The 19,725-nt window shown below is 40.2% G+C and carries 18 protein-coding genes; 6 read left to right on the top strand and 12 right to left on the bottom strand.

Annotated features, from left to right (window positions below):
- Positions 1-123: 123 nt before the first annotated feature.
- Positions 124-2,346, bottom strand: coding sequence for a polyribonucleotide nucleotidyltransferase (locus tag CLV81_RS09605; protein ID WP_106144792.1), 2,223 nt, complete (start codon positions 2,344-2,346; stop codon positions 124-126).
- Between the two features lie 189 nt (positions 2,347-2,535).
- Positions 2,536-2,805 (bottom strand): 30S ribosomal protein S15, encoded by a 270-nt coding sequence (gene rpsO / locus CLV81_RS09610; RefSeq protein WP_106144793.1) that lies wholly within the window; start codon positions 2,803-2,805, stop codon positions 2,536-2,538.
- 154 nt (positions 2,806-2,959) lie between these two features.
- Here rpsO and CLV81_RS09615 point away from each other — a divergent pair, with 154 nt between their 5' ends.
- The gene (locus tag CLV81_RS09615; protein ID WP_106144794.1) at positions 2,960-3,841 is read left to right on the top strand and encodes a hypothetical protein; all 882 of its coding nucleotides are present in this window, start codon (positions 2,960-2,962) and stop codon (positions 3,839-3,841) included.
- A gap of 134 nt (positions 3,842-3,975) precedes the next feature.
- A complete protein-coding gene (locus CLV81_RS09620; RefSeq protein ID WP_106144795.1) occupies positions 3,976-4,725 on the top strand; it encodes a hypothetical protein in 750 nt (249 codons plus the stop codon).
- A 30-nt stretch (positions 4,726-4,755) separates the two neighbouring features.
- Here the strand turns inward: CLV81_RS09620 and CLV81_RS09625 are convergent, their stop codons facing one another.
- From CLV81_RS09625 to tamL, 4 genes are read right to left on the bottom strand one after another with little or no spacing between them, the layout of a single operon-like run.
- Positions 4,756-5,253 (bottom strand): hypothetical protein, encoded by a 498-nt coding sequence (locus CLV81_RS09625; RefSeq protein WP_106144796.1) that lies wholly within the window; start codon positions 5,251-5,253, stop codon positions 4,756-4,758.
- Between the two features lie 4 nt (positions 5,254-5,257).
- Complete coding sequence (gene accD / locus CLV81_RS09630) at positions 5,258-6,118, bottom strand: acetyl-CoA carboxylase, carboxyltransferase subunit beta (protein ID WP_106144797.1); 861 nt, start codon at positions 6,116-6,118, stop codon at positions 5,258-5,260.
- A 30-nt stretch (positions 6,119-6,148) separates the two neighbouring features.
- A complete protein-coding gene (fbaA, locus tag CLV81_RS09635; RefSeq protein ID WP_106144798.1) occupies positions 6,149-7,216 on the bottom strand; it encodes a class II fructose-bisphosphate aldolase in 1,068 nt (355 codons plus the stop codon).
- A gap of 54 nt (positions 7,217-7,270) precedes the next feature.
- The gene (tamL, locus tag CLV81_RS09640; protein WP_106144799.1) at positions 7,271-9,859 is read right to left on the bottom strand and encodes a translocation and assembly module lipoprotein TamL; all 2,589 of its coding nucleotides are present in this window, start codon (positions 9,857-9,859) and stop codon (positions 7,271-7,273) included.
- A gap of 23 nt (positions 9,860-9,882) precedes the next feature.
- Between tamL and CLV81_RS09645 the strand changes: the two genes are divergently transcribed.
- Positions 9,883-10,608, top strand: a complete 726-nt coding sequence (locus tag CLV81_RS09645) for a TrmH family RNA methyltransferase (RefSeq protein WP_106144800.1) — start codon at positions 9,883-9,885, stop codon at positions 10,606-10,608.
- 9 nt (positions 10,609-10,617) lie between these two features.
- On the opposite strand, the gene porT is transcribed toward CLV81_RS09645, so the two are convergent.
- Together porT and ubiE are read right to left on the bottom strand one after the other, a co-directional pair.
- Complete coding sequence (porT, locus tag CLV81_RS09650; protein ID WP_106144801.1) at positions 10,618-11,316, bottom strand: type IX secretion/gliding motility protein PorT/SprT; 699 nt, start codon at positions 11,314-11,316, stop codon at positions 10,618-10,620.
- A gap of 4 nt (positions 11,317-11,320) precedes the next feature.
- On the bottom strand, positions 11,321-12,049 hold the full coding sequence (ubiE, locus tag CLV81_RS09655) for a bifunctional demethylmenaquinone methyltransferase/2-methoxy-6-polyprenyl-1,4-benzoquinol methylase UbiE (protein WP_106144802.1): 729 nt from the start codon (positions 12,047-12,049) through the stop codon (positions 11,321-11,323).
- Between the two features lie 193 nt (positions 12,050-12,242).
- On the opposite strand from ubiE, the gene trkA reads away from it, so the two are divergent.
- The gene (gene trkA / locus CLV81_RS09660; RefSeq protein WP_106144803.1) at positions 12,243-13,592 is read left to right on the top strand and encodes a Trk system potassium transporter TrkA; all 1,350 of its coding nucleotides are present in this window, start codon (positions 12,243-12,245) and stop codon (positions 13,590-13,592) included.
- Positions 13,592-15,082, top strand: coding sequence for a TrkH family potassium uptake protein (locus tag CLV81_RS09665; RefSeq protein ID WP_106144804.1), 1,491 nt, complete (start codon positions 13,592-13,594; stop codon positions 15,080-15,082). The genes trkA and CLV81_RS09665 overlap by 1 nt, the downstream gene beginning before the upstream one ends.
- Positions 15,083-15,098: 16 nt before the next feature.
- On the opposite strand, the gene CLV81_RS09670 is transcribed toward CLV81_RS09665, so the two are convergent.
- Together CLV81_RS09670 and CLV81_RS09675 are read right to left on the bottom strand one after the other, a co-directional pair.
- Positions 15,099-16,286, bottom strand: coding sequence for a pyridoxal phosphate-dependent aminotransferase (locus tag CLV81_RS09670; RefSeq protein ID WP_106144805.1), 1,188 nt, complete (start codon positions 16,284-16,286; stop codon positions 15,099-15,101).
- Between the two features lie 14 nt (positions 16,287-16,300).
- The gene (locus CLV81_RS09675) at positions 16,301-17,404 is read right to left on the bottom strand and encodes a fatty acid desaturase family protein (RefSeq protein ID WP_106144967.1); all 1,104 of its coding nucleotides are present in this window, start codon (positions 17,402-17,404) and stop codon (positions 16,301-16,303) included.
- 113 nt (positions 17,405-17,517) lie between these two features.
- Here CLV81_RS09675 and rsmG point away from each other — a divergent pair, with 113 nt between their 5' ends.
- On the top strand, positions 17,518-18,153 hold the full coding sequence (rsmG, locus tag CLV81_RS09680; RefSeq protein ID WP_106144806.1) for a 16S rRNA (guanine(527)-N(7))-methyltransferase RsmG: 636 nt from the start codon (positions 17,518-17,520) through the stop codon (positions 18,151-18,153).
- A gap of 160 nt (positions 18,154-18,313) precedes the next feature.
- On the opposite strand, the gene CLV81_RS09685 is transcribed toward rsmG, so the two are convergent.
- Both CLV81_RS09685 and CLV81_RS09690 read right to left on the bottom strand, forming a co-directional pair.
- The gene (locus CLV81_RS09685; RefSeq protein WP_106144807.1) at positions 18,314-18,835 is read right to left on the bottom strand and encodes a DinB family protein; all 522 of its coding nucleotides are present in this window, start codon (positions 18,833-18,835) and stop codon (positions 18,314-18,316) included.
- A 116-nt stretch (positions 18,836-18,951) separates the two neighbouring features.
- A complete protein-coding gene (locus tag CLV81_RS09690; RefSeq protein WP_106144808.1) occupies positions 18,952-19,590 on the bottom strand; it encodes a DUF4377 domain-containing protein in 639 nt (212 codons plus the stop codon).
- Between the last annotated feature and the right edge of the window lie 135 nt (positions 19,591-19,725).

Consider the following 19,725-nt stretch of genomic DNA (forward strand, 5'->3'; position numbering starts at 1 on the left):
ATTAGTTTATACGTAGGAAACTTCAAAAAGTTACAATTTGATAAATTTTATTTGAAATATTTTTTGTAAATGAAAAAACCCTGGATGATTGTCCAGGGTTTTTGATACATATTAAAAAGAGGTTTAATCTCTTCTTGGTTTTCGATCACGATTGTCGTTTCTACGATCACCGCCACTTCTACGATCACCTTTATCACGTCTTGGAGGTCTTTCTACATACCCCTCTGGTTTTGGCAATAAGGCTTTTCGTGAAACCTTTTCCTTTTTGGTCCTTGGATCCAAACCAAAATACTTTACATCGATTACATCACCAAGATTCACAACATCGGTTACTTTGTCCGTACGTTCCCAAGCCAATTCAGAAACGTGCAGCAGTACCTCGTTACCAGGAGCTTCGTTATATTCAACTACGGCACCAAAGTCAAGCAATTTAATCACCTTCACCTCATAAATACTCCCCACTTCAGGTTTGAACATAACGGCGTCGATTTTTGCGATTACAGCATCAATACCCGCCTGGTCAGTACCTAAAATCTCAACAATACCTTCTTCAGTATCTGGGTCTTCGTTGATAACAATGGTAGTATTGGTCTCTTTTTGCAATTCTTGAATTACTTTTCCACCAGAACCGATAACTGCACCAATATATTCACCAGGAATAATTTTGGTAACAATTTTTGGAGCATAGGATTTAACCTCTGGTCTTGGAGTCTCAATGGTGTCTGTCAGGTGCTTCAAAATATGTAAACGCCCGTCTTTGGCCTGCATCAAAGCTTTTACCAAGATTTCATACGAAAGTCCTTTTACTTTAATATCCATTTGACAAGCGGTGATACCATCAGAAGTACCGGTCACTTTAAAGTCCATATCTCCCAAGTGGTCCTCATCACCTAAAATATCGGAAAGTACTGCGTATTTGCCTGTTTCGGTATCGGTAATCAATCCCATGGCAATACCAGAAACTGGTTTTTTCAATTGTACACCAGCGTCCATAAGTGCCATAGTTCCAGAACAAACAGTGGCCATAGAGGAGGAACCATTAGATTCCAATACTTCGGATACTACCCTTACAGTATATGGGCAGTCATCAGGAATCATACCTTTAAGCGCTCGCTGTGCAAGGTTTCCATGACCTACTTCTCTACGGGATGTTCCACGAATTGGTCTAGCTTCTCCAGTTGAAAAAGGAGGGAAGTTGTAGTGCAAATAGAAGGTTTCTTCGCCCTCATAAGATGGCATGTCGATCACATTGGCTTCTCTGGAAGTTCCTAAAGTCACCGTGGCCAAAGCTTGGGTTTCTCCTCTGGTAAAAATGGAAGAACCGTGAACAGATGGTAGATAGTCCACTTCGCACCAGATGGGACGAATTTCATCCGTCTTTCTTCCATCCAAACGTAGGCCTTCCTCCAAGGTTAGGTTACGTACAGCTTCTTTTTCCGCTTTGTAAAAGTATTTTGAGACCAAGTCTCCAATTTCTTCCAATTCCTCTTCAGAAAATGCTCCTTTAACCTCTTCTTTAATAGCCTCGAAAGCTGCACTACGCTCATGCTTGGCGGAACCTGCCTTGGCGATGGCATATACTTTATCATAGGTAAGACCGTGAACTTTCTTTTCAAGTTCTTCGTCCTCAACCTCAGGGTCGTATTCACGAGTCTCTTTCTTTCCGAAAGCTTCTGCCAGTTTAAGTTGTGCCTCACACTGTACTTTAATAGCTTCATGAGCAAATTTGATGGCCTCAACCATTTCCTCTTCAGAAATCTCGTCCATTTCACCCTCAACCATCATTACAGAATCCGCAGAGGCGCCGATAACCATATCAATATCTGAATCTTTAAGCTGCGCTCTGGTTGGGTTAATAATCAGTTCTCCATTGACTCTACCCACGCGAACCTCTGAAATAGCACATTCAAATGGAAAATCTGAAAGTTGGATGGCTGCTGAAGCAGCAAGTCCTGCCATTGCATCGGGCATAACATTTTCATCATGGGACATCAATTGAATCATCACCTGAGTTTCGGCATGATAATCCTTGGGGAATAATGGTCTTAGTACCCTATCCACCAAACGCATCGTCAATACTTCGCCATCACTTGGTCTAGCTTCACGCTTAAAGAACCCTCCAGGATAACGTCCGGCTGCTGCAAATTTCTCTCGATAATCCACAGTTAGTGGTAGAAAATCGACATCACTTTGTTTGTAATTGGAAACAACTGTACATAGCAACATACATTTGCCAGATTGGACCACAACAGAACCATGGGCCTGTTTGGCCAATTTTCCGGTTTCGATAGAAATCTCCCTACCGTCACCGAGGTCAATGACCTCTTTAAAAGTTTTTGGAATCATAAAAATAATCTTACTCGGAACGTTCCGAGTCGTTAAACATTTGGTCTACCGCCTTCCGGACGGTCGGGTTGTGTTGTTGTGTTGACCAATGAAAAACTGAATGTAGCTTTTTCAGTATATCCTGGAGCTACCAGGAAATGCGGTTCAAAACGAACCAAAATAAAAGGGAGGCCAAGACCTCCCCTATATTTATTTTCTAATACCTAGTTCTTTGATTAGAGAACGGTATTTTTCAATATCTTTTTTCTTTAGGTAATCCAAAAGGCTTCTCCTTTTACCTACCAATTTCACCAAAGAACGCTCAGTTGCATAATCTTTGTGGTTCTTTTTAAGGTGTTGCGTCAAGTGGTTAATACGGTAGGTGAACAGAGCAATCTGTCCTTCCGTAGAACCTGTGTTTTGTTCGGAACCTCCGTGTTTCTTGAAGATATCCGCTTTTACTTCTTTAGATAAATACATTCCAATATTATTTTAAATGATTTTTATGTATTTGATTGTCTTTCAATCAGCGTGCAAAGATAATCCTTTTTTTAGATTGAAAAATTTTTTCAATGCGAATTAAACCTTTTTGAAAAGTTCTGGTCATAGAGACAAATCCTAAAATTCAATCATTATGAAAAAGAGTCTCAATCCAATGAACTTTATGAAAATTGCTCCATTTGCTTTGGTGCTATCCTTTTTTGTGCTCGCTTCCTGTACCAACGAAGAGGAAGACCCCATTGTGGAAGCTTCCAATGACGAATTGATTACTGTGGCGGAACTGCAAGTTAGTGATGAAACTGAAATGATTTCCGAAGAAGTTTCAACCATCGCTGAAGATGTTTATGCTGCGGATGAAATTTCCCTTACTGCCAAAAGTGACTATGCTTCTGACTATTTACCAGATTGTGTCACGATTACTACCGTAGTAACGGATACAACCCGTGAAAAAACCATTGATTTTGGCGAAGGTTGCGAATTACCAAATGGAAATATGCTAAGTGGTATTATAAACTTGAGCTATGCCAAGGATATGGAGGCTGCCTCAAAATCCATTGCACTTACCTTGGAGAATTTTACCTTTAATGGTGTTGCCGTAGAAGGTTCTGCGGATATTTTGCGAGTGCGCTCCAATGAAAATGGAAATCCCCAAGGAACTGTCAATGCCTCCTTTGAAGCTACTTGGCCAAATGGCGACACGGCTTCCTTCACAGGTACTCGAACCCGTGAATGGATAGAAGGTTTTGGTACTGGTTTTTGGGGGGATAATGTGTTCCTAATCACTGGTAAAAGAACATACATAGGTAGACTTGGCAATGTATACATGAAAGAGGTGATAGTTCCATTGCGTAGAGAGTTGGCCTGTAGGTTTATTGTAAGCGGTATTTTGGAAATATCAAGAAATGATAATACTGCTAGTCTCGATTTTGGGGACGGAAATTGTGATGCCAAAGGTACCTTGACCCAACCTGATGGCACTGAAACGGAGGTTTTCTTAAGGAGGTTTCTAAAGTAGAGTAGGCTTTGTATCTCAGTTTGAGAAGGCGTGTTTGTTGAAACACGCCTTTTTTATTGGAAATACCTCCTAATACAGATTCAATAGCGCAATTTGAATCAAAATGTGTCGTTTTTAGAACAAACCAAATCTTTATGCGACTACGACTAGGCTCCTATTCCCTAAAAATTAAATCGTATACTGCCCAAGAATTGGGGCTAAAGAACGTTTCTGAAAAGTTGATCTTCAATGTTTACCAAAAGGTGTTTCATATTTGGTATGTTCCCATATTTCCGGTAGAGAAACATTGGAAAATACTGGATGGCACCACAAAGAAGGAGGTTGAGGAGACCAATTCAGCAATGCGTTCTGCCCTTGATTTGAAGATGCTTAAAAAACGTAGTCCATTTTGGAGCTACACAGGTTTGATAATCGTTGCACTTCCGGTTCTTTTTCTTTTGGGATATGTAGTTTATGGTACCATCAACGTTTCATCGAATGGAATAAGTAAAGCCTTGGCGAAGAATACCCGAATTTCTGAGAAGCAAAAGTTGGCTCAAACACCAGAAATAGGAGATTTGTATACTTTTAAAATATTGAGTGTTGACCGGGTTACCGATATGAATGGACAATCCGCAGGGTATAAATCTTCATATTTTTCCTCACCCTACGACGTGGATTTTTTTGTGAATTACATTTCAAAAGACTCTGTGGGATTTGACCATAATGATATAGAAGGGAGTACAAATTATACATTTGGACTCAAGCGCCAGTTCAAACTAGCAAAGTCCGACATTGTTCTTGCAGCGCAAAAATATCAAGATTTAAGTATTCTGGAGTACCCCAACGAAGAACAAGCGCAGACCAAAAAAATAGTGGGGATATTCCAGATACAAAGAGATTAGTGGTATCCTGGATTGAAACGACTGAGTTTTTCAAAATGCGCAACCACTGGGCAAGGGCTGTTCACTTTCTAGATTTTTTGCAAAATCACTGGAAAGCTCAAAGGCGTTAAAACCATCGGAAACACTACCACGAAAGATATTTATGCCATAGCCGGAATTGTTCATATGAGCCCTTATATAAACTTTCGTACCCGCTGAGATTTGTACTTGGCCACCACTTCTGGTAAAAGGTTGTTCATTAACATGGCTATGTGCCAGAATCCTTCTATAAACTAGATTTCCTTCCATGTCGATTACCTCCCACCAATCTGCGTACTGATTGCAACCTAAGTCGGGACTTGATATGGTCACTTGGAAGGTATAGGCGTTCTCACTTCCGGAAATGGAAACTGCAGTTACTTTAGCCAAATCAATAGATTCGAAAGCCATTCCGATTTCTTCACTCTCTTCTTTTGCATTTTCACCCGCGGAACCACAAGCAAAGAGGAGGCCTAAAAGAATCCAATGAAGAGGAAGCAATTTGACCATTCCCTTAGCTTCGGACAGGCTGATTGGTAATCAAATCGATGTATAGATTGATTTTGTTCTTTAAGTCCCTTCGATGGGAGATAAAATCCAAAAACCCGTGTTCCTTTACAAATTCAGAGGTTTGGAAACCTTCCGGTAAATCTTTCCCCACTGTGTCTTTTACTACTCGCGGACCAGCGAAACCAATAAGTGCCCCTGGCTCGGAAATGTTGATGTCGCCTAGCATGGCATATGATGCCGTTGTTCCTCCCGTAGTTGGGTCTGTACATAATGAAATGTATGGAATTTTGGCTTCTGCCAATTGGGCTAATTTGGCCGATGTTTTGGCCAACTGCATAAGGGAAAGTGCAGCCTCCATCATTCGTGCTCCTCCGGATTTGGAAATCATAAGAAAAGGAATCTTACGTCTTTTTGCCACGTCGATGGCACGGGCAATTTTCTCACCCACAACGCTACCCATGGAACCTCCAATAAAACTGAAATCCATACAAGCGATTACTAATTCCCTGCCCATAGACTTGCCAACAGCGGTACGGACCGCATCTTTTAGTCCAGTTTTCTGCTCAGCTGCTTTTAAACGCTCTGAATATTTTTTGGTATCCACGAATTTGAGTGGATCTTTTGAGGAAAGCTTGGTATCCAACTCACGGAATTTATTGTCATCGAACAATATTTCAAAATACTCTTTGCTTCCAATTCGAACGTGGTAATCGTCCTCAGGGCTTACATAAAAGTTTTTAGCAAGCTCTTCCGACTCAACAATTTTGCCTGTGGGAGATTTATACCATAAACCTTTTGGGGTGTCTTTTTTCTCCTCAGTGGCAGTTTGAATTCCTTTTTCCTTTCTTTTAAACCAAGACGACATGTAATAGAAATTTAGTTATACCACTTTTTGTTACAAACTGTTGACGTTGTTCAGGTCCTCAAAAGCCTTTTTCAAACGCTCTACAAAGGATTTTTCCCCTTCCCTTAACCAAACCCTGGGGTCATAGAACTTTTTATTGGGATTTTCATCTCCGTCAGGATTACCAATTTGAGATTGAAGATAAGCAGATTTACCCTCTACATAATCCCTGACACCAGCCATAAATGCATACTGTAAATCTGTGTCAATGTTCATTTTAATTACACCATAACCAATGGCTTCGCGAATTTCTTCAACCGTAGAACCTGAACCTCCATGGAATACAAAGTCAATATGATTATGACCTACTCCATATTTTTCGGAAATAAATTCCTGCGAATTTTTCAAAATTTTAGGCGTAAGGGTAACATTACCAGGTTTGTAAACCCCATGCACATTTCCAAAAGCGGCAGCTACGGTAAATCTTGGGCTAACCTTGGAGAGTTCTTCATAGGCATAAGCTACTTCTTCAGGCTGGGTGTATAGTTTGGAACTATCTACATCTGTATTGTCCACACCATCTTCTTCACCACCAGTTACTCCTAGTTCAATTTCTAGAGTCATGTCCATTTTGCTCATGCGCTCCAGATATTTTTTACATATTTCAATATTCTCTTCGAGAGGTTCTTCAGAAAGGTCTATCATGTGCGAACTGAAAAGGGATTTTCCAGTAGCCTTGTAATGCGCTTCACTAGCATCCAGCAAGCCGTCTATCCAGGGCAATAGTTTTTTCGCACAGTGGTCGGTATGTAAAATGACAGTTGCTCCATAGGCTTCTGCCATTTCATGAACATGTTTAGCTCCAGCAACTGAACCTAGGATGGCCGCTCTTTGGTTATCGTTTGAAAGACCTTTTCCAGCATTAAATTGGGCCCCTCCATTGGAAAATTGGATAATAACGGGTGAATTTAGGGCGGCAGCTGTCTCTAGTACGGAGTTGATGGTATTGGAACCTATAACATTTACCGCTGGTAATGCGTAACCATTGGCTTTGGCGTGGTCAAAAATTGCTTTTACCTCGTCGCCAGTGGCAACTCCTGGTTTTATATCGTGGGACATAATGTGCGTTAGTAAGGGTTAAAATTAGGCAACAAAAGTAATAAAATATTTCTGCTAGAATGGGTAATTGATACCAACATTAAGGACTGAGTTTCTGAAATTATATTCGGAAAACCATCTCCTGGATTGTTCAAGAGCAGGATTGTAGGTCTTAAAACCGACATCTAACCTAAAAACAAAGTAACTGAAATCATATCGTAGACCCATTCCGCTCCCCAAAGCAATATCGGCCAGTGAAGCAAAACCACTAAAGATAGCATCTGGATTGTCCTCGTTGTCAAAAACGTTCCAAATGTTACCGGCATCAGCAAACAATGCGCCTTTTAGGTCACCAGCGATTGGGAATCTGTATTCGAAGTTTAATGCAATCTTTAGATTGGCTTCGTTGAAATCATTCAGGTTGTTTGTACTTCCCGGTCCGAGTTCATATGCATTCCATGCCCTATTGTCGTTGGAACCACCAGCAAAATAACTACGTACAAAAGGTATACTTTCGGCATTTCCATAAGGAATGGCCAAACCTAAAAAGGACCGAAGTGCAAATACCTCCGAACCTCCCAAACCCCAATGCTTTATGTAATCAAGTTCCGTCTTAATATATTGAGAGAAAGGTACTCCGAATACCAACAATTGACCGTCTTCATTTTCATTGAAGGGGATAAAACTTGAAGAAAGCGAAAGTGCATTTCCAGCACTTTCAATTTTGGCCCTAATCTGATAAAAGTCGTTATCGTTGACATCGGACTTACTGTTTTTTGTATAGGTGTAGCTACTGGCAAAAATGAGGTTGTTTTCGGTAAGACGTTGTTGTCTTTCTTCTATACTGTTTACCTCACGGGTATCTTCCTCATTTATTTCTGGAATTTCACCATTTTGTACCGCATCAATGAAATCGTCGGCCCCACCAGGGATTCTTAGAATAGGCTCTGAGGTGTCCTCATCAATATCAAAAAAGTCGGCATATTGTGGGTCATCTTGGATTTGATCGGCAATCTGATCTAAATTATTGAAGGTGTTTTGATAGATGTTGAAGAAGTTTTCTGGATTCGTATTGCGGACGAACTCTACATTCATCAACTCAATATTATGCTTTAATCTTAGGTTAGGGGACCAATTATAAGATAATATGGTATTCAAAGTCTGCCTATCGAGTCCAATGTTCTGTTGAAAATTGGTTCCCACCAGAAATCTGGATTGTGGGAGCATATAGTACGGGATAATTTTCTCCGTGTTAATTGGAAACCATATCCTTGGAAATGTAATGTTGATATCACCACCAATCTCCGAGGTAAACGTTTCTCCCGAGAAGGCTGCCACATCGCTTAGCAGACCAATTGCCCCCCTCGCTGTAATATTTAGTGTTTCTGCACCTCCAAATACATTTCTGGTAATCACCGAAGCACTTAGGGCCGTTCCTAACCGTTGTATATTGGAATGGGTGACATCAAAATTCAGACCTAAGGAAAATTTGGGGCGAGGCGCCAAATAAATATTGGTATTTAATTGGGTGTCCGTTGAATCTGGTATAAACTCAACATTAGGATATTTAAAGGTGTTCAGGTTTGTGATTTGCCGATAGGTACGGATTCTATCCAAATCACGATAAATACTGTCGCTTTCAAAAAAAATGGCATCGGCCAATGCTTTTGGCTTATACTTTAGTTCGTCGTTGTAGAAAATAGTATAGTCTTCATATTCAATGGACTTCAGCGAGTCTGAAGAACTTCCTATGAGGTAATCACTGTAAATATTTATCTTATTGAATCTATGTACTTTATAAGTGTTTGTTGAATCCGTAGGGCTTGTTCCTGCTGGATTTTGAATATTGAGCTGAACTTCCATCAGCTGGTCATCCGAAGCCTTTATAGTATCCCTGGAAATATCGTAATTAATGGAGCTTTCCTGAAAATTGTACACGCCGGAGTTTCTAAACAAAGCGGTAAGCCGCTCTCTTTCTAGATTGAATTGGGTCAAATCGAACTGGTCATCTTTTTTTATCAAGGAAAGGTCAGCGGTACTTTTATAGATTGAGTCTAGGTCAGGAGATAGGATGTTTTTATAGACGGTATCTATAACATAAGGTTTGCCCAAATTTATTTTGTAAGCTATCTGAGCCCTTTTTTTTCTTCTGGATTTTTCTATTTCATAGGCTCCGGTATTGTTAAAATATCCTTTACTGTTATAATATGCCTTGATTCGGTCTACTGTTTTTTGGGATAGACTGGTATCAATAACCACTGGAGCCTCACCAATTCGTTTTAAAAACTCACTGGCGCCTTTAACCACAAACGACTCCTGTAAACGAACCACTTGTTTCTTGGATAAAAGGCGATTTAATCTTTTCTCTCTTTTTTCCTTACGATACAACCAATTTTGGAAAGAAGAATCCGGATTTTCTTTAGCAAGGTTATATAGGTTTAAGCGAAGGGGATATCCCAATAAATTGCTGTTCGGTTTTTGGACGATAAGACTGCTAATGGTTTCATCCCTAATCTTTTCATCATCTGCAAAAACAGAATTTTTGGTGAGCAGAAGTTCATCATCACCTACCTTTTTTAAGGTATTGCATCCCATAAAGGTAGCCATGAGCAACAATAACCCTATTTTTGCCTTGTTACCCATTTCATGGAAAAGAACCCTCATAGGCGCCAAAATTAACGATTTAGATGGTTACCAAAAACCAAATTAAACTAGTTACAAGCTTACAGCAAAAAAAGTACCGAAATCAACATGGGCTATTTATAGTTGAAGGTTTAAAAACGGTTCGCGAAATATTGAATTCGGAATTGAAGCCCTATGCCATCTTTGTTGACCAAGAAAGACATAAAACTGATTTGGGAGATTTGACATTTTTAGTTTCTCCCAAGGTTCTTGCACAAATGAGCGGTCAGAGTAACCCAAGTGGAATCCTTGGTGTTTTTCATATACCAGAATCAGTGCAACCTTCTTTAGATAATTGGATCATCGCCTTGGATGCCATCCGTGACCCAGGTAATTTAGGTACTATTATTAGGCTTTGTGATTGGTTCAATGTAAAACATCTGGTTTGCTCTAAGGATACTGTGGATTGTTATAATCCTAAGGTCCTTCAAGCCACCATGGGTTCAATTGCTAGGGTAAATGTTCATTACATGGACTTGATTGATTTTATTTCCAAGAATGATTCTGTCCCAGTAATGGGTACTTTTATGGACGGAAGTCCCCTGTACAAGGAGTCTTTCCCGAAGCGTGGAATTTTAATCATGGGAAATGAAGCCAACGGTATTTCAAATCCTATTGAGGAACAAGTTACCCATCGTATAGGTATTCCTCAATTTGGAGAACATTCAACAGAAAGCTTGAACGTAGCATCTGCAACGGCCATTTTGCTCAGTGAAATACGAAGAGGTTGAATTAATCCCTTATTCGAAAGTAAAGTTAATGAAGATCCCACGCGTCCGCATGGCGTTGATATTTCCCGTCCATGGACTGTTTGGGTCATTGTCAGGAACAAGTTCGTCGGTCAATGCAAATACGCCTCGTATAGAAGGTGAGAACTTGAAGTATTCCGTATAAATATCAATTCCAAATCCTAGCTCATAACCATATACATTTTGCTTCATGCGAAACTCTCCGCTACTATTATCGTCCAAGCTGTCTTCTTTGGCACCCAAATTTAGTGAGGTGTACAATCCTCCCGTAATAAATGGTTTCCAGTTTCCGAATCTTTTGGCACTTACTTTTAGCAAGAGAGGGAACCTTATATATGTAGAGCGCACTTCTCGCAAAGCATCCTGTTCGGAGGTGAATCCAGGAAAACCAAGTAATCTTTGAGTATAGAGCAATCCTGGTTCGAAGCGCAAGTCCAAAAAATCGTTGATTCTTAACTCTCCTATCAATCCTACGTTAAAGCCAAAGCTGGTGTCAACTAAAATGTCTTGACCTATATCATTTTGATATTCGAATTGGAAATCATATTGGTTAAAACCCAGGTAATAACCCCAATTCAACAGTTTCTTATCTTCATTTTGAAGATTGAGTATGGGGTCTTTTGCAAACTGGGCCAGAACACTTGTGCTAAGGAAGAGACACAGGAAAAGAGGTAATAGGATGTTTTTCATTCAATTATTTTGTCGCCACATAAATGGATGCTACCCCAAATGTTTGGGGCATGTTCTCTATTCCTATAAACCCAATTTTGGCCAAAATATTGTTGAAGTCTTTTCCATGGGGAAAAACGGAGGCTGATTCGCTAAGGTATTTGTATGCAGAGCGGTCTTTTGAGAAAAGTTTCCCAATTCCTGGAAGAATGTATTTGGTGTAAAATGCATACCCTTGTTTAAAGGGGAATTTTGTAGGGACTGAGGTTTCCAAAACGACCAATTGACCCCCGGGGCGCAGCACTCGAAGGATTTCTCCGAGACCTTTTTCAAGATTTTCAAAATTTCTTACCCCAAAAGCTACGGTAATAGCATCAAACGTGTTGTCCTCAAAGGCCAGATTTTCACTGTCTCCTATCACCATATCAATAGTGTTTTCGAGATTTTTTTTGGATACTTTTTCTTTTCCTACTTCAAGCATACCTGGAGAAATATCCAGGCCAACAACCCTTTTAGCACCGGTATTGGCCAATGCGATGGCTAAGTCACCGGTTCCCGTGGCAATATCCATTATGGCTTTTGGCGATTTCTCACCGACAAGTTTTACCACTTTTCTTCTCCACTTTACATCTATTCCGAAAGAAATAACCCGATTAAGCCCATCATAATTCCCAGAAATGGTATCGAACATTTGTCGTACCTGTTCCTTTTTTCCTAGTTCGGAATCTTTATAGGGGTTAACTTTCTTCGACATAACAGCAATTTCCGCGCAAATATACAACTTCGGAATATGGAAGGAGTATAAAATATTTGTGTAATTTTGACCCGGAAATACGGAAATCTTTCCATTATATGCGAGGTACTAGCCCTTTGGATTGTAGCTTATACAGTTTTTATAGCATAGCGTACAGTAGAATCTATTTAGAAAAACAGTTTTTTTCCAACCGATGAAGATTATTATTGCGGGAGCCGGTGAGGTTGGCTTTCATTTGGCGAAGTTATTGTCTTATGAAGCTCAGGATATCACTTTGATTGATACGGATAAGGAGAGTTTGGCATATGCGGATAACCATTTGGATATTCGGGTGCTGCGTGGAGATGCCACATCGATTGAAGTGCTTAAGGAAGCCCGAGTGGAAAATTCAAATTTGGTGATAGGTGTAACAGCTTCCGAAACTACGAATTTGACACTTTGTCTTTTAGCGAAACAGTTGGGTTGCGAAAGAACCATTGCACGTATCTCCAATACCGAATTTGTTGATAACAAGGACTTAATCAAGTTCGATGAGTTGGGTATTGATGAGCTCATTTCGCCCGAAGAGTTGGCAGCCACTGAAATACAATTGCTTCTCAATCAATCCGCTTTTAATGACACCTATGAATTTGAAGAGGGACTCTTGACCATGATAGGGGTATTTTTACCCAAATCCGCCCCATTTGTGGGGAAAATGGTGAAGGAGGCGGCCACAATCTTTCCAGAATTACACTTTATGCCCATTGCCTTGCAACGAATGGGAACCCAGTTTACTGTAATTCCTCGGGGAGATACAGTGTTCAAAGAGGGGGACCAGGTTTATTTTATCACTTCAGCAGGAGGGGTGGATGAGCTGTATAAGCTTACAGGTATGCAAAAAAGGGAAATAAAGAACGTTATGATTCTTGGCGGGAGTAAAGTTGGATACAAAACTGCCCGAGACCTTTGTGCAAAAAAGTTCAACGTAAAGCTTATTGAAAAGAACAAGGAAAAGGCCTTTGATATTGCGGATGATGTTCCCCATGCATTGGTCATTAACGGAGACGGACGAAACGTAGAGCTTTTGGAAGAGGAAAGTCTAGAATCCATGGATGCATTTATAGCCGTTACAGGAAATTCGGAGACAAACATCATGTCTTGTCTGGTGGCCAAGTCCAAAAACATAAAGAAAACCATTGCCCTAGTTGAGAACATGGATTATTTCCAGCTTTCGCATTCCATTGGGGTCGATACTTTGATCAATAAAAAACTACTTGCCGCAAACAATATCTTTAGATATATCCGTAGGGGAGAGGTTTTGGCATTAACCCGTTTGAACAACTTGACTGCAGAAATTCTTGAATTTGAAGTAAAAGCAGACTCATTGGTCAATGGGGAGATTATTCGGGAACTTGATTTTCCTAGAGATGCCATCATAGGTGGGGTCATTAGAGATGGAAAAGGAATTATTGCCTTAGGGGATTTCAGAATTATGGAAGGAGATAGAGTCGTTGTCTGTTCCAAACCCAAAGCCATTTCCAAAATAGAAAAGCTGTTCCGATAATGGGCCTCAACACGCGAATTATCGTGCATATTATGGGGCTGTTGCTTTTGTGCAATGGTTCGTTCATGCTATTGGCAGCGTTTGCCAGTGGCATATATAAGGATGGAGCCACTTTAGACATCACTTTGGCAGCCATTGTGACTATGCTTTTTGGTGTAATGGCCATGTTTTATACACGTGGGCATAAAAAAGAAGTCAAACGAAGGGAGGGATATTTGGTGGTCACTTTGGGCTGGTTGGTCATGTCGCTTTCAGGTTCCTTGCCCTATATCTTTTCTGGAACAATACCTACGGTTACCAATGCATTTTTTGAAACAATTTCGGGATACACCACCACTGGCGCTTCCATTTTGGATGATATTGAGTCCTTACCTAAAGGAATACTGCTTTGGAGAAGTTTGACCCACTGGATTGGTGGTATGGGAATTATTGTTTTGGCCATTGCTATTTTACCATTATTGGGTATTGGTGGAATGCAGTTATTTGCTGCCGAAGCCCCTGGTCCTGGAGGAGACAAACTACACCCGCGAATTACGGATACAGCCAAACGTTTATGGCTCATCTATGTTGGTTACACGGCTGCTGAAACCCTCTTACTAAAGTTGGCAGGAATGTCCTTTTTTGATGCCTTGAACCACAGTTTGGCAACCCTTTCAACGGGAGGATTTTCCACAAAAAATGCCAGTGTTGCATTTTGGAACCATGAACCGCTGATTCAATACATCATCATCCTTTTTATGTTTTTGGCCGGGAGCAATTTTGTGCTGAGCTATTTTGCCTTTACCGGAAAAGTACAGCGTATTCTTAAGGATGAGGAATTTAAGTACTATACCAGTTTTATTGTTCTTTTTACGATTATAGTTGCTTTGGTTGTCCTATTTAAGGCAAATGTTCCTGTCTCAGACTTCCATCCCATGGTTTGGGGCGAAGCTGAAAGTGCTTTTAGACACGGGCTTTTTCAGGTAATTGCAGTGGTCACCACTACGGGTTTTGTTACTGCTGATTTTACAGGTTGGACTCCATTTTTGACCGTATTTTTCTTCGGAATTATGTTTTTGGGAGGCTCGGCGGGCTCAACCGCCGGTGGAATAAAGGTAATGCGTCACTTATTGATCATTAAAAATGGGCTATTGGAATTTAAGCGCACCCTTCACACCAATGCCATTATTCCCGTAAGGTATAATAGTAAGACGGTGACCGAACACATCGTTTACAACATAATTGCTTTTTTTGTGCTTTATATGCTCCTTTTCATATTAGGTTCCTTGGTATTGGGATTTTTAGGATTGGATTTTGTTTCAGCAATAGGAGGCTCAGCATCGTCACTGGGAAATGTGGGGCCTGCTCTTGGCAGCCTCAATCCTGTCAGCAATTACAATAGCTTGCCCAATGCTGGTAAATGGTGGTGTGCGTTCCTGATGCTTTTGGGAAGGCTGGAACTATTTACCGTACTGATACTCCTTACTCCTTACTTTTGGAAAAAAACCTAGGGAATCAAAAAAAAAATTAGACTACAGCAGCGATTCTTGAAATAGCTTCCTTTATCTCATCCACACTGGCAGCATAAGAAATCCGAATAGAATTTCCATTTCCGAAGGCATCACCCGTTACGGTTGCAACATTGGCTTCTTCCAGTAAATACATGGCAAAGTCAGAAGCATTGTTGATTTGTCTTCCGTTTAAAGTTTTACCAAAGAATGAGCTAATATCCGGATATACGTAAAACGCACCTTGCGGTTCGTTGCATTTGAAACCAGGAATCTCGTTTAGTAATTCAAGAATTAGTTTTCTACGATTTTTAAACTCATCCACCATGTATTGTACCCGGCTTGGTGATTCCAACAATGCGGTAATCACAGCCCTTTGGGCAATACAGTTCGCTCCGCTGGTAACCTGTCCCTGAAGTTTATTGCATGCTCTTGCAATATATTTAGGGGCACCAATATATCCAATTCGCCAACCTGTCATGGCAAAAGCTTTTGCCACACCATTTACGGTAACAGTTCTATCATACATATCCTCAAAGCCACCCATGGAAGCATGAGCTGTCACACCATAGTTGATATGCTCGTAAATTTCATCACTTACCACTACAATCTGAGGGTGCTTTTGAAGGACATCGGCCAAGGCTCTCAATTCTTCCTTGCTGTAAATGGAACCGCTAGGGTTACAGGGGGAGCTGTACCAAAGCATTTTGGTTTTTGGAGTTATCGCCGCCTCTAATTGGGCAGGGGTCATTTTAAAATCATTTTCAATCGAGGTTTCTACTTCCACTGGAACTCCATCCGCCAGTTTTACGATGTCGCTATAGCTTACCCAATAAGGGCAGGGTAAAATAACTTCATCACCTTTGTTCAAACAGGCCTGGGCAACATTATAGAGTGCTTGTTTGGCTCCGGTGGAAACCACAATTTGTGAGCGGTCATAGTCAATACCATTGTCCCTTTTGAATTTGGTGATAATGGCATCCTTTAACTCGACATATCCATCTACAGGAGTGTATGAATTGTATCCATCATTGACCGCCTGTATCGCAGCCTCTCTTATATAGTCTGGAGTTTTAAAATCTGGTTCGCCTAAGCTTAACCCAATGATGTCTTTGCCTTCTGCCCTAAGTTCCCTGGCCTTGGCGGCCATTTCCAAAGTCGCGGATGGAACTAGGTTATTGATTCTATCCGAAAGTTGGTCGCTCATAAAATGCCATTATTTTATTGGTACTGCAGTGCCGGATTTCTGCCCAGCTCCTTCAAATGTTTGAAGTGCGAAATTATAGCTTTTCTGGTAGTTTTATACTCGTTGTATGGCAAATTGAATTCTTTAGCTGTCTGTTTCACAATTTTTGAAATTTTTGTGTAGTGTACGTGGCTAATGTTAGGAAAAATATGATGTTCCACTTGATGATTTAAACCTCCAGTAAACCAGTTTATAATTTTGTTTCTGGTTCCAAAATTTACTGTGGTAAAGAGTTGATGAATGGCCCAGGTGTTCTTCATGTTTCCGGTTTCATCTGGAAGTGGGGTCTCCGCATCTTCAACAATATGTGCCAACTGAAAGATGACGCTCAAAATCACCCCTGCCACATAATGCATGATAAAAAATCCTAAAAGTACTTGCCACCATGCAATTTTCACAAAAATCAAGGGAAGTACAATCCAAATGGTCAAATAAATGACTTTTGTAATGACCAATGTACTCCAATTCATAGCAGGGCTTGGAAGCTTTCCATAGGATAATTTGCGCTTCATATAGCGATACATTTGTTGGAAGTCCGTTGTAATGGCCCAATTAAAGGTCAATAGCCCATATAAGAAAATGGAGTAATAGTGCTGAAAACGATGGTGCTTTTGCCATTCCGCATGCTTGGAGAAACGAAGAATTCTTCCTGCCTCCATATCTTCATCGTGTTCATGGATATTGGTATAGGTGTGGTGCAATACGTTATGCTGAACTTGCCAATTGTATACATTCCCTGCCAGGATGTAAATTGACCCTCCCATAAGTTTATTGACCCATTTTTTGTTTGAATAGGAGCCATGGTTACCATCATGCATGACATTCATTCCCACTCCTGCCATTCCCACTCCCATGGTAATGGACAGAAGTAAATAGGCCCAAAACGGTAAGTTGAGGGTCAGCATTAAAAAATATGGTGTTAAGAAAACAGCAAACATGATTACCGTTTTAAGGTGGAGTTTCCAGTTCCCGGTTTTCTTGAGGTCATTTTCGTTAAAATACTGATTGACTCTTTTATTTAATGTTCTGAAAAATTGGGCAGAGTCTTTTCGTGAAAACCGTACGGTATTCTTTTCCATAAAAAGGTTTTTTACAAATGTAATGAAAATGCCCACTACGGACCATCTCTAATTGGAAAACGGGCATGGGAAAGCAAAAGTATTATTTTAGCCAAAATTAACATCCTTACCAAATGGACGTAAACTTGATATTGAAGTATTTCTCTAACCTGAATGATGAGCAGAAAAGACATTTTGAAGGACTGGAAGAGTTATATCAAGATTGGAATGCCAAAATCAACGTGGTTTCCCGCAAGGACATTGATGAATTATATCTTAGGCATGTACTCCATTCATTGGGAATAGCGAAGATTCAAAACTTTAATGAAGGAGCAGAGATTTTAGATGTAGGCACGGGAGGAGGATTCCCGGGTATTCCTTTGGCCATACTGTTTCCCGAAACCCAATTTACGTTGGTGGATGCCATTGGCAAAAAAATTAAAGTAGTACAGGAGGTCATTGATGGGTTGGAACTAAAAAATGTAAAGGCATTTCATACGCGTGTCGAAGATTTGAAAGGCCAATATGATTTTATAGTTAGCAGGGCAGTAGCTGCCATGCCCACCTTTGTGCATTGGACCAAGGGTAAAATCAAAAAAAATTCAACCCATGAGCGTAGAAATGGAATCCTTTATTTAAAAGGTGGCGATTTATCCGAAGAGTTAAAGGATTATTCAACGGCTCAGATATTTGATCTAAAGGATTTTTTTTCAGAGGATTTTTTTGAAACCAAAAAAGTGGTTTATCTACCGCAGAAGTTTAAGGGTTGATTTTTAAAAAAACTTATAAAAAAAGACTGTCTAAAAAGTTTAGTCTTGTCAACCTGAACTTGTTTCAGGTTCTCTTGAATATTTGTATTTCATACTATTGAGATTCTGAAGTGAATTCAGAATGACGACTTTCATCCTTTTTTAGACAGCCTCAATTTTTCTATTGCGGTTGACTCCAGGGGGGAGTAACTTTATTTGAACGGGCATACGCAATCAACTGTCCCTTGTGCTCTCCGTTATGTTCCATGATAACCAGAAGGCCGGAGAGTGTATTCAGTTTTGCAAAACCGAAATCCACTTCATCGCCAAATTTGGAAGATTCCACTTGGGTAATTTTATCCAGAACAAACTCGTTCGATTTTTTTAAGGCAGCAATGATGTTTTCTTTTCCAGTAATCTTACCTAAGTTCATCATATCTACATCTTCAGGAGGTGGAAACCCTAACTTTGAAGCAAGGAAGTAATTCCCTCCTGCGACATGCAACAAGGCTTCTCCCACGGAATTTACCCCTTCCATGGGCCTCCAATCGTATTGTTCTTCGGAAAAAGCTTCAGCAAGCTGGATTACTTGGCCTTGGTTTTGGGTCAAGATTCCTTTAATGGTCTGTTGTACGAGTTTGTCTTCTTGTGACATAGCGGAAAAACAAACCATTCCTAGGAATAGAATTAGAATTTTTTTCATAGTGATAGTGAATTAATGGTTGAATGTTACCCGATTTTCAGGAACTTTTAAAGATAATCAATAAAAAAGTTCCTAGGATTGGATATTCCTAAAGCATTATGAAAAGATAAACAAGTCTATTTTTGAGTGACAAAACAGGCAAAATCATCTGGTTGCCAAATTATCTTAAGGTCCGACAACTCATTTTGGTCAATTTCACTATCTCCTAAAAAACCGATGGACGTTCCCAAACAATCTAAGACTGGAATTACTTTGTTGATTACCGGGTTGCAGTCAAAATACAGGAAGACTGGTTCTCCTTCATATTCTGCTTGTGAAATGTAGCAGTATTTGGTTTGTTCATTGATATTCAATTCCCTTCTTTCAATTTCTATTCGAAGCCATTCCAGGTCTGTTGCTGGTTCTTCAAACTCACAACTAACCTCTGTTCTGGAAACAATCTGGATAAGTTGATACCTGAAAGAAGAGCCATCGGGTGGAGGATTGTCAACTCTGGTTCTCTCAACCCGTAAATCGTAGATAAAACCGGGCTCAAAGTCAAAATTCTCAATGGGGTCAAAGAAATTGAACCAACTATCCCCACCAATCTCATCACCTTCCTGAACCTGCAAGCATTGGGTTGGAAAGGCTCCTGTGCAATCCAGTGTAAAATAGTTTACCCTAAGGTTTATTAGTCCCTCTTCGGAATCGTCAGAGGAACAGCCCAGAAAACACAGGGATGTTAAAAATAAGATGAAGTAGAGGTGCTTGGCCATCGTTGTCTTGGTTTACATAAGGATGTCCACCAAAACAATAGGTTGCTTTGAATTTGCCATATCCATATAAAACTTACCTGACCCGTCAAATGGTCACAATCAAACGAGATTCAAAAAATGTGTCTCGCAAACTGT

The organism is Flagellimonas meridianipacifica (assembly GCF_003001695.1).
GTDB lineage: Bacteria > Bacteroidota > Bacteroidia > Flavobacteriales > Flavobacteriaceae > Flagellimonas > Flagellimonas meridianipacifica.